Annotated in this window: 7 protein-coding genes; 5 read left to right on the top strand and 2 right to left on the bottom strand. The window is 53.7% G+C overall.

Features of this window, described 5'->3' with window-relative positions; translation table 11 throughout:
• Nucleotides 1-70: 70 nt before the first annotated feature.
• The 4 genes from JCM12296_RS30485 to JCM12296_RS30470 all read left to right on the top strand — a co-directional run bounded on the left by JCM12296_RS30485 (nucleotide 71) and on the right by JCM12296_RS30470 (nucleotide 6,925).
• Nucleotides 71-4,426 carry a carboxypeptidase regulatory-like domain-containing protein gene (locus JCM12296_RS30485; RefSeq protein ID WP_083456671.1) on the top strand — a complete coding sequence of 1,452 codons (4,356 nt, stop codon included), beginning with the start codon at nucleotides 71-73 and terminating at the stop codon, nucleotides 4,424-4,426.
• A 19-nt stretch (nucleotides 4,427-4,445) separates the two neighbouring features.
• Nucleotides 4,446-5,303, top strand: a complete 858-nt coding sequence (locus JCM12296_RS30480) for an RHS repeat domain-containing protein (protein WP_218188366.1) — start codon at nucleotides 4,446-4,448, stop codon at nucleotides 5,301-5,303.
• Nucleotides 5,304-5,378: 75 nt separating this feature from the next.
• On the top strand, nucleotides 5,379-5,786 hold the full coding sequence (locus tag JCM12296_RS30475) for a hypothetical protein (protein WP_157068037.1): 408 nt from the start codon (nucleotides 5,379-5,381) through the stop codon (nucleotides 5,784-5,786).
• Between the two features lie 413 nt (nucleotides 5,787-6,199).
• On the top strand, nucleotides 6,200-6,925 hold the full coding sequence (locus JCM12296_RS30470) for a hypothetical protein (RefSeq protein WP_157068036.1): 726 nt from the start codon (nucleotides 6,200-6,202) through the stop codon (nucleotides 6,923-6,925).
• 107 nt (nucleotides 6,926-7,032) lie between these two features.
• Here the strand turns inward: JCM12296_RS30470 and JCM12296_RS30465 are convergent, their stop codons facing one another.
• Both JCM12296_RS30465 and JCM12296_RS30460 read right to left on the bottom strand, forming a co-directional pair.
• Complete coding sequence (locus JCM12296_RS30465) at nucleotides 7,033-7,449, bottom strand: hypothetical protein (protein WP_054700927.1); 417 nt, start codon at nucleotides 7,447-7,449, stop codon at nucleotides 7,033-7,035.
• A 22-nt stretch (nucleotides 7,450-7,471) separates the two neighbouring features.
• On the bottom strand, nucleotides 7,472-7,873 hold the full coding sequence (locus JCM12296_RS30460) for a DUF2845 domain-containing protein (protein WP_054700924.1): 402 nt from the start codon (nucleotides 7,871-7,873) through the stop codon (nucleotides 7,472-7,474).
• A gap of 84 nt (nucleotides 7,874-7,957) precedes the next feature.
• On the opposite strand from JCM12296_RS30460, the gene JCM12296_RS30455 reads away from it, so the two are divergent.
• A complete protein-coding gene (locus tag JCM12296_RS30455) occupies nucleotides 7,958-8,197 on the top strand; it encodes a putative signal transducing protein (protein ID WP_054700921.1) in 240 nt (79 codons plus the stop codon).
• Nucleotides 8,198-8,417 lie beyond the last annotated feature (220 nt).

The following is an 8,417-nucleotide window of genomic DNA, read 5'->3' as shown; positions in this document are numbered from 1 at the left end:
TTTCAGCCTGTGGGCCGCAACACCGCGGCCACGACCGCCAGCCTGGTGCTGCGCGTGGCCAGCGACGAGAATGCCCCGATGGGGATTGATCACGGTCAACACGGCCTTCTCCGAGGCCAAGCCGGTGCTGAAGTTCTCACCGGACCATATCGAAACCGGCATGGCCATCGATGGCTCGGTCACCGAGACCCTGACCCTTTCCAACAAGGGCCTGGCCGCCATGACCGATGTGAGCCTGGCGCTGCTCTCGGCCGACGGCAGTGCCGCCCCGGCCTGGGCCGTGCTCAACGGCAGCGGGGATGTGGGCGATCTTGCCGTGGGCGATGAATACGAGGCCTCGGTGACCTTCTCGCCGGGCGAGGATGTGGCCGAAGGGGTCTACTCCCTGATCCTGCGGGTGACCGGTTCCAACTACGCCCAAACCGACATCCACATTTACGCCTCAGTGACCCAGAGCGGGGTGGGTAGTGCCGCGTTCAAGATCTCGGATATCTATACCGGTACCCTGAACGACAGCCTGCAGGTCATCCAGGGGCTGTCCGGGGCCAAGGTGGTGCTGGAAAACGAGGCGGTCAGCACCGAGTCATATACCCGCACCAGTGACACCGCCGGCGAGGCCTTCTTCGAGGATCTGCCCGCCGGCCGTTACAAGGCCCGCATCACGGCCGCCAACCACCAGGAGTACACCGGCCGCGTCTGGATCAAGCCGGGGATCACCACTACCACGGATGTCTTTCTGGAGTACAACCTGGTGACCGTGGAGTGGTCGGTGACCGAGACCACCATCCAGGATTCTTACGATATCGTGCTCACCGCCACCTACGAGACCTCGGTGCCGGCGGCCGTGGTGGGCATCTCGCCGGCCTCCATCACCCTGCCGGCCATGCAGGCCGGGGATGTGTACAACGGCGAGATCACCCTGACCAACTACGGCCTGATCCGGGCCGACGCCGTGACCTTCAGCCTGCCCGCGGACGATGCCCATTTCAGCTACGAGTTCTCCGGCAACCTGCCCGACACCATCGGCGCCAAGCAGCAGGTGACGATCCCCTACCGGGTGACCTGCATCTCGCCCCTGGAGCCGGATAGCGATGGCAGCGGCGGCGGTTGTGGCACCTACATCAAGTGCATGGATGTCAACTACGGGTTCGAGTGCGCCAACGGTGTGTGGACCCATTCCTCCGCGCGCCACTGCTGGACGCGTGCATGGGGCTCCTGCTCCTCCGGCGGTACGAGCGGCAGCAGCGGCGGCAGCGTGGTGATCAGTGCGGGCAGTGCCGGCGGCACCGCCTCCGGTTCTTATACGCCCTCGGCCACCACAGTGAGCGGGGCCAAGTGTTTTCCGAAACCGGAACGTAAGGAGTCGTTCTGTTTCCCGTGCATGGTCAAGAGTACCCTCAAGCATTTCTTCCAGATCGTTTTCTCCAGGGTAAACCTGTGGATGCGCGAGTATAACCGCGATCATGTGGATCTGGCCGTCAAGGTGCCCGGAGGCCAGGTCGAGGTCAAGCGCTGGTATTACGGCGATGCCTGGCACTTCGAGCACCTGCGTCACCACCTCGCCTTTACCCAGCACAGCATCGGCACGGGAATCGAGAGCATCGACAAGGGCGGCGTAACCTACGCGGCGGCCACCAGCGAGTCCAAGCTCTTCGTCCACGAGATCTACCACATCGCGCCCACGCAGACCGGCTACCGCTGGTACGATCCCGACGGCAACTGGAAGACCTTCGACACCGAAGGCCGCATGACCGCCTGGGGTGACCGCGTTGGCACCATCGGCAGCCTATTGTACGAGGGCGATTTGGTAACCGGCGTCCTGGATCGCACCGGCAGCCAGGTGATCTGGTTCACCCATGACGGAAGCGGCAACATCTCCTCGGCCAGTGACGGCACCGGTCGCGGGGTCGGCTATGCCTACACCGACGGCCTGCTCACCACGGTCACCGATGCCGAGAGCCACGACACCGATTACGCCTATGATAGCTCCAACCGGATCAATCGCACCGTCGATGCCGAAAACCACGGCTCGAACGTCACCTACGACAGCTACGGCAACGTAGCCTCGGTGAAGGACGACGACGGCGAGGGTTGGTCCTTTGAATACGATTACGACGATTCCAGGAAAGAATCGTATGTCAGCTGCACCTCCACCTCGGGCATGGTCAAGGAGACCTGGTTCAACGAGGACGGCGAGGCCATCCGCGTGGATGTCAACGGCCGCACGGTGATGAGCATCGCCAAGGACGGCAACGATGAATTGGTCACGGGCGAGAACGGCAAGGTGACCCGCAAGGATTACGACACGTGGGACAACCAGACCCAGGTGACCTATCCGGACGGCAGCACGGTGGTCACCGCCTACAACCTGACCTTCAACAAACCCTCGCAACGGACCGACGAAAACAAAGCCATCACCCGATTTGCCTACGACACCGTGGGCAACCTGGTTCGCAAGGTGGAGGCGGCCGGAACTGACAATGAGCGGGTCACCGAATACACCTACGATGGCGACGGCAACCTGCTCAGCGTCACCCGCCTGGCCGACGGTAACACCGCCGAATCCCAAACGGTGATGACCTACGATGAACAGGGCAATCTCACCTCGGTGACCGATCCGGAAAACGGCGTCACCCGATTCACCCGCCATGACATCATGGGCAACGTGCTGGAGAAGATCGACGCCCGGGGCAAGACCTGGACCTATACCTACGACAGCCTGGGCCGCCTGTTGACCGTCACCGATCCGTTGCTGCACACCACCGAGCACCGCTACGACAACCTGGGGCGGCGTATCTACACCAGGGATGCCGAAAACCGCGAGACCACCTACGAGTACGACAACCACGGCAACCTGCTGCGCGCGGTGGACCACGAGAACAATTCGACTTGGTTCGAGTATAATTCCGACAACAAACTGGTGAAACAGACCGATGCCGAGGGTCATGTCGTGCTGTACGACTACGACAACGAGGGCCGCCTGACCCGTTCCACCGACGGCCATGGCGATGCGATCGCCGTCGAGTACGACGACACCACGGGCAGCGGTTGCGCTACCTGTTCCGGGGCCACGGGCAGCCTGCCGTCGCGCACGATCTATCCCACCTTCGAGCGCACCTATACCTATGACCTGCGCGGCCGCAAGACCGCCGAGCAGGATCACCCGGATGCGGTCCTATCGACGACCTTTGCCTATGACGATGCCGGCAACCTGATCTCACGCACGGACCGGGAGAACCGCACAACCTACTATGCCTACGACGGTCTGAACCGCTTGACCAAGGTGATCGACCCGGCCACCGGCGAGACCAAGTACGCCTACGACGGCCGCGACAATCTGGTGGCCCTGACCGATGCCGAGAACCAGACCACGCGCTTCGACTACGATGCCGCCAACCGATTGGTGAAAGAGACGCGACCGCGGGGAGGGGAGACCCACTACAATTATGACGCGGCCGGCAACCTGAGCGAGAAGATCGATGCCAAGGATCAGAAGGCCGCCTATGAATACGACGATGCCGGACGCCTGACGGCGATCCGCTACTATGCCGTGTCAACCGACACGGTTCCGGTCAAGACGGTGACCTTCACCTACGACAACGTGGGCAACCTCACCGGCTACGACGACGGCACCACATCGGCGGTCTACGCCTATGACAGCCTGCATCGCAAGACCGCTGAAACCGTGAACTACGGCGCCTTCAGCCTGGAGAATGCCTACACCTATTACAAAAACGGCCTGAAGAAGACCTACCAGGGACCCGATGCCATCGTCTACGGCTACCTGTTTGATGCCAACAACCAGTTGGCCGCCGTGCAGATCCCCAATGCTGGCTATGCGACGGTGAGCGACTACCACTGGAACCGCCCGGCAGCCATGCTCTTGCCTGGCGGCGGTACCAAGGAATTTGATTACGACCCCCTTATGCGGGTCAAGCAGATCACGGACAAGGATCCGGCGGCCAATCCGGTGTTGAACTACGCCTTTACCTATGACAGGATGGACAACGTCACCGCCAAGGCCACCGAGCACGGGGATTACACTTACGGCTACGACAACCTGTACCGCCTGACCGATGTGGACAACCCCGACCAGGCGGACGAGGCCTTCACCTACGATGCGGTGGGCAACCGGTTGACTGCCGCCGATACCTCGACCGAGTGGGGCTATAATGAGAACAACGAGCTGACCGGTTACGATGACGTAACCTATGATTACGACCTCAACGGCAACATGATCGCGAAGACTGCCGGCGGGGTGGTGACCCGGTTCTTTTACAATCTGGAAGACCGCCTGGAGCGTGTGGAGGACGGCTCGGGCAATGTTATCGCCAGCTACTACTACGACCCCTTTGGCCGGCGTTTGTGGAAGGATGTCGCCGGCACCCGGACCTGCTTCCATTACAGCGACGAAGCTGGTGGGTGAGTACGATGCCACAGGGAGCGTGATCAAGACCTACGGCTGGAAGCCCGGTTCCACCTGGAGCACCGATCCGCTGTTCATGAAGATCGGGGGCACCTACTATTATTACCACAGCGATCATATCGGTACGCCGCAGAAGTTGACGACCGCCTCCGGAGCGGTGGTGTGGAGTACGAGTCATAGTTCGTTTGGTGAGACTTCTATTGCGGTTGAAACAGCTAAAAACAATTTGCGTTTACCAGGCCAGTACCAAGACTCGGAGACCAGCCTGCACTACAACTGGCACCGGTATTATGATCCTACGACGGGGCGATATCTTACTCCTGATCCTATTGGGTTGAATGGGGGGATTAATCCTTTTGTTTATACAGAAAACAATCCTGTCAACTTTATTGACCCAGAAGGATTAAAGGTTTGGCGTTGTGCTAGAAAATTAGGTGATAAAAATGGACCACAAGTCAAACCGAGTGGCAGTCCTCTTAGGCACGATTATTTGCAAATTAATAATGATATAAGAAGCTTTCAAGCAGGCTCGAATATAATCTGGAGCCAAGGATGGGTCGATTTCACAGAGAAAACGAGTAACCCGAAATGCCAATTAATTTGTGCTGATAACAATTTTGATAAATATGTTTTGGATGCCGCAAAATATGCTCCAAAATATTCAGTTATTCCTAATAAGGGGAGTTTACCTTACATGCTTGGTGCAAGAAATTGTCAGTCTTGGGCTGATGATGTACTAAAGAATGCTATTGAAAAATTTATTAAAGAAAACCCGTGTCAAACTTGTTTTAGTGAATATTCGTGGGATAAGAATGGGGATGCAATAAGAAACTGGGACAACAATGGAAAGCTAACAAATGACATTTTCTATAAATGAATAAGAGTGTCTAAATAATTAAATAGGTAAGATAATGAAAAATTTCTTTCTGTCATTATTTTTGGTAAGATGATTTTGTTAACGACAATCCCTATAGATATCAGTAACCAATGGACTGATGTCGAATTGAAAAAGCCTATCAGCGCAATAAACACAGGTGCCACAATTGATATCGAACTATCATATAGCAAAACTTTTAGCGATAAAGTTAAGTCCCAACAGAATATCTCAAAATACTTAAAAGAAATGTACCCAGATGGTATGATAGAAGCTATTTTATCGACTAAAGATAATAAATCAATTATGCTTATAAACACCGGCTTTTACACTTCAGGATATGGTGAATCAGAAAATTTAAGGATTTTAATTAAATTGACAAGTCAGTCTCAAATACCCACTGGAAAGAAATTCACTTCATTAAAAATTCGCAGCCAAACAAAACTTGAACAAGTTTTAGTACACTGGAAAAACTTCAGCAAGTGAGACGACAGGAAATTATCGGATCGCTGGAAAACTGGGGTCGGACCAAGCTGGAAAACTGGGGTCGGACCAAGCTATATTCCCAATTGGCGCGGTTTCAGGTCAAAAACAGGGTCGTTTTACGGTCTTAAAGCGATGTTTTTGGGGCCGGAAAGAGCGTTTTGTTGGTTTGGGGACGCCCAAGCCAACAAACTGAAATAAGGTAAATAATGTTTTAAAAGTATGCCTATTTACTTGGATTTCGCTTGTCCCCAAATTAAGTTGCTGAATTTGAAAATCGCCAAAAATCAGCGATAATTTGTAAAAAACAAAGTAAAATTGCCAGATTTGACTGTTAAAACGTAACATCTCAAAAAGCTATGGTAGTATTACGAAAATCCGGACAAGCTTGCCGCCTTATGATATGTGCATAATGTATGAAAGGGTCAAACAAGCTTCAGGATATTCCAGAGAAGGACATGTCATCGACGGTCAAGTTGCTGTTGGACTTTATCGAACAACAAAACGCCTTGATCCTCCAGCAAGCCGAAAAGATTCAGCAGCTCAAGGATGAGATTGCCCGACTCAAAAATCAACCTCCCCGGCCAAAGATCAAACCCAGCAGTTTGAGAAAGAAAGAAACAAAATCCTCAGCGTCGCCGAACAAAAAACGGCCCGGGTCAAAAAAACGCGCCAAGACAGCCCAGCTTGAAATTCACCATACCGAACCCATTGAACCGGAATCGATACCCGCAGGGTCCGTGTTCAGGTATTATAAGGACTTCGTCGTTCAAGACATCACCATCAAGCCTCGCAATACACGGTATCGCCTTAAGGTATATGAAACACCCGATGGCGGTTATGTGGCCGGCCAACTGCCTGCGTATCTCAACGGCAAACATTTTGGTCCCATGCTGATCGGGTTTGTCCTCTATCAACATTACCATTGTCATGTCACCCAGCCGCTATTGCTGGAACAACTGGATGAGTTCGGCATCGATATGTCCGCCGGGCAGCTAAACAATCTGTTGATTGAAGAAAAAGAGCGTTTTCACTGGGAAAAAGACTGCATTCTGTCCATCGGCCTCAAGGTGTCCAGCTATATCAATGTGGATGATACCGGTGCCCGACATCAAGGCAAAAATGGCTATTTACCAGCCTGAAAAAAACGTGCCGTAAATTGGGTATATCGTTTTGGGGCTATCTCAAAGATCGTATCGAAAATACAGGACTGATTCCCGACCTGCCAGATTTGATTCGGCAACAGGCTTTAAACCCAGGATAAACCTTTTTCCCATCTTCCATAAATACTTCCAAATGACCTTTGTTGCAGCTCAAAAGCCCCTTCGATCGGGCGCACGGATCGTCCTTTTGCCATAGCTCCCATGGCGGATTTGATACGTTCAACAAAAGCGTTGCTGCCCACAGCGATACTCTCCGTCCACCGGCTATCGCGCTTGTCGCCAATCTTTTCCAGGGTGGAATGGACCCATTTCAGGTGGGCGGCCGCAAAGGAATCATAATCCGTGAATCCCGCCAACGTCCTCAACCGTTCGTAATCGATGATGACGTTCTTTCGCTTGGGAGCCTGAATTTCATTAAACCCAGCGTGCGCCCATTGTGAAGGATGGTCGACAACTCCCGCGCGGACCATAATATTCAAATCGATATGGACCAGAAATCTCAATATAGAAGGTGTTTCGGATAGTTCAATCTCGGCCCTTGTCACCGGTTTCGATGCGGATGAGTTTTCCGTTTTTGAATTCCAGATACCGGATGAAGCGGTTCGATCCGAAATTATAGGTCCAACGCTCCATCCGGATGGGGCCCATGGATAGTTTTGGGGCTATATAACGTTCTGTTTCGTAGTCGAAATATTCCGATCGTGCGCTGCCGCGCCACTCTTCCCATTGTTCACGATCGTCCGGTGGACCACAAATATCTTCCACCTGGGTGGTCAGGTCGCCGATCATGACAAGTCGGCTGCCGCAACGCATCGCGCGGTCAGCGTTGCTTTCCTTTGGCGCCGCCAACAAAAAAGTAGTCAGTATACCGAAAACGATGAACAGCCGCCCACCCCACCGGTATTTCTTTTGCGTTTCAGATCCCATGGGGTTATCCTAAGCACGTACCGGTCTTGATCAAGTCGCGCCATGGTCTTAAACATCCATTCCCTTGCCGAGCGAGGGGCCGCCATGCAACCCGAATTCGTCGAATATATACCCGTTCTGGAAACCCACAATGCCGGTGATCGCGTATTCATCAGCTCCATCCTGGACGCCGAAGGGATCGATTTTTTCATCCAAGGAGAGTATGTCGCCCCCTATCTGTTCAATGCCCTGCCCATGCGGGTCATGGTTAGAGCCGGGCAGGTTGAAAAAGTAAAAGCGATTCTAAATGATCTTGACCTTTCGTATACCTATGCGAAACGTTGAGAATTGTTCAAGACAATCGGGACGACGCAACCTAGAATAGAGGGCAGTTGCTGGTTTTACCCTCCGGCGGCTGCCCTCATCTTTGCGTTTTTGGAGGCCTATCCGTGCTCTCCTACTTGTTTGAAGGTAACTAAACGGGATTCCATCTACCCGCAAAATTTACAATTTTCGTTAGTCGTAATGGGGGGTAAACCTCCAGGCACGGGTTAGGCCTTATCTC

The sequence above is a fragment of the Desulfosarcina cetonica JCM 12296 genome (genome assembly GCF_001311845.1).
GTDB classification, from domain to species: Bacteria; Desulfobacterota; Desulfobacteria; order Desulfobacterales; family Desulfosarcinaceae; genus Desulfosarcina; species Desulfosarcina cetonica.
This window is presented reverse-complemented; position numbering and strand designations above follow the sequence as displayed.